Origin of the sequence: Nodosilinea sp. LEGE 07088 (assembly GCF_015207395.1) — a bacterium.
GTDB lineage: Bacteria > Cyanobacteriota > Cyanobacteriia > Phormidesmidales > Phormidesmidaceae > Nodosilinea.
Map to the genome: position 1 here is coordinate 1 of NZ_JADEWX010000334.1, position 2471 is coordinate 2471.

The following is a 2471-nucleotide window of genomic DNA, read 5'->3' on the forward strand; positions in this document are numbered from 1 at the left end:
TGGTTTGGTAGGATGCAGGAAACATATTGGTTTAGGGGAGCTGCACTGAGGCTCCCTATTTTTTGTCCCCTTTATTGTCTCAAAGCCCTGTACCGCATGACGTTGAGTACCCTTGTCACCCGTTAAGGCAACCGCCAATTCGTCGAGGATCCCCAGTGGAAGCCAAAAGACAAGGACACTCGGGCTTTCGTCAATCTACTGCTATTGGAGAAAATTCCGCTAGCCGGTATCGCCAGGGCCACCGATGTCTCTGATAGCTGGCTACAGACTTATGTCAACGCGTGCTATGACGCGGTGCCCCAAGTGGCCGAGGTCCTCCCCAAGGCCAAAGGCAAGCTCAAGGTGCAGATGGATGAGCTCTGGTCGTTTGTCGACCATAAAGGCAACAAGCAGTGGGTCTGGGTAGCGATCGATGCTGATACCCGAGAGATCATCGGCTGCCATATCGGTGACCGCTCTCGGGAATCAGCGATTGCCCTATGGCGGTCCATCCCGGCAGTATATCGACAGTGTGCCAAGGTTTATACCGATTACTGGGAGGCCTACGTCACCGTGATTCCGAGCAAGCGGCATGTTGTCGTCGGCAAAGACAGTGGTTTGACGAGCTACATCGAACGACTGAACAACACCTTAAGGCAGCGGATTTCCCGGCTGGTGAGAAAGACACTGTCCTTTTCCAAAAAGCTAGAAAATCACATCGGTGCGATCTGGACGTTTATCCACGACTACAATCGCCGAGTTAGAGAGAAATTGGCACAACGGGAAGAGGCGGGCTTTTCCTCTGTCCTTTACTAAAATGCACTACCTATATTTTTTGACGTTGCTCCTCAACATAGGTTTCAGCCTCTTCGAGGTTGCTGAACAATATCCTGTCCCCCAACATCTGAGGCAGGGCATCGCAATCTCTGTCTTTGTCGATTGCAATCTCAGCAGGCAGCGGGGTATTGCAGATTATTTTATGAAGATGAGAGCTTATCACTGCTTGCCCTATCGTGAGTCACAAAACCCTTAGCCAGTGCGATCGCAGATCTCCTGATAGTTAGATTGACAAAGGAAACCCAATAATTCCAGAAAGATTTCATTCCCAACCCAGAATAGGTGCTGACGATTAAACGTGACAACGGTGAAGAAATAAGTGGCACCTGCCGTTTTCGCACGACGGTACTGCATAGGCATTACCCATTGGGAACAGACCTGGGATACGCAGATGAAATGTAAACTAACGGCAGGTGCTGAGTTCCACTCCGTTTCACCCAGCCTACCCGGCAAAATTTGTCAGGCAATCAGCTCTCTTCCCCCTAGCCATGTACAGAGGGGAAATATACCTATAGGCTGATAGTCAGCCTCACAAGCACGTTAACCAATTCATGCTGACTTCTACCAAGAACCTTTTAGAGAAAGCTCAAAGGTATTCCTACGCCGTGGGTGCTTTCAATTTATATAATCTCGAAGGCGCTAAAGCCGTGGTCAATGCGGCTGAAGCCGACAATAGTCCGGCAATCATTCAAATTCTGCCCCATATCCTCAAATATGGGGGGTCTCCCTTAATTGCCCTCTTTTTAGAAGCTGCCGACTCAGCCAGCGTCCCGATGTCAGTTCATCTCGATCATTGTGAAGAACCTGCTGTCATCGAAACGGCTCTAGAGGCAGGGATTCAATCGGTCTTGGCGGATGGGTCTAAATTCTCCTTTCGAGACAACCTCGCTTTCACCCGTGAAATGACCGCTCTAGCCCATGCTAAGGGAGCTACTGTGGAAGCCGAAATCGGCAGAATCAGCGGCACCGAAGATGGCATGACGGTGGCCGAAAAAGAAGCCAAGATGACCGATCCCAACCAGGCGAAGGAATTCGTCGCCGCATCGGGGGTAGATTTTCTCGCGGTCACCATCGGCAATGTGCATGGTGAGTATTACAGCGAACCCCGGTTAGATTTTGAGCGTCTAGCCCAGGTGCGTCAGCGACTCCAAATTCCCCTGGTGTTACACGGGGCTTCGGGTTTACCGGCCCTGATGATTCAGCGATCGATTGAATTGGGCGTCTGCAAGTTTAATGTCAACACTGAAGTCCGCCAAAAATATCTCCAATTTTGGCGAGAATACGGAAAAACAGACTCTCAAAGCGACCTCTTAGATTGTCAGAAAGCCGCTACGGGTGCCATGCAAGAGATCATTGCCCAAAAAATCAGGTTATTCGGTAGTGCCGGCAAAGCTTAGCGGGGGCTGAGTGGTGAGGTGGGCGCTGTCTGGCAAAACCTCGCCAATGCGATCGCTGACCGACCCGCATTCGCTCGGGTATGCCACTCTCACCCATAAGTAGGCAGTTGAGATTAAATGTAAGATAGCAGGGTAGCCAGAGTGCCCTCAAATGCCCGCCCCATTACGCATCATTTTGACCGAGGAAGAAGACCGCACGTTAAGTGAACTTCGGGAGGCTCAGACAGTTCCCTATCGGACGCGTGACCGAGCGCATAT

Annotated in this window: 2 protein-coding genes and 1 pseudogene; 2 read left to right on the top strand and 1 reads right to left on the bottom strand. The window is 50.9% G+C overall.

The genetic code is table 11. The features are described from left to right. Positions 1–132: 132 nt before the first annotated feature. Positions 133–795: pseudogene (locus IQ254_RS30675) on the top strand (IS1 family transposase); the annotation flags it as partial. 213 nt (positions 796–1008) lie between these two features. On the opposite strand, the gene IQ254_RS31945 reads toward IQ254_RS30675, so the two are convergent. Beyond that, positions 1009–1170, bottom strand: coding sequence for a hypothetical protein (locus tag IQ254_RS31945; RefSeq protein WP_228041252.1), 162 nt, complete (start codon positions 1168–1170; stop codon positions 1009–1011). Positions 1171–1367: 197 nt separating this feature from the next. On the opposite strand from IQ254_RS31945, the gene IQ254_RS30685 reads away from it, so the two are divergent. After that, positions 1368–2213 carry a class II fructose-bisphosphate aldolase gene (locus IQ254_RS30685; RefSeq protein WP_193969919.1) on the top strand — a complete coding sequence of 282 codons (846 nt, stop codon included), beginning with the start codon at positions 1368–1370 and terminating at the stop codon, positions 2211–2213. Positions 2214–2471: the final 258 nt, after the last annotated feature.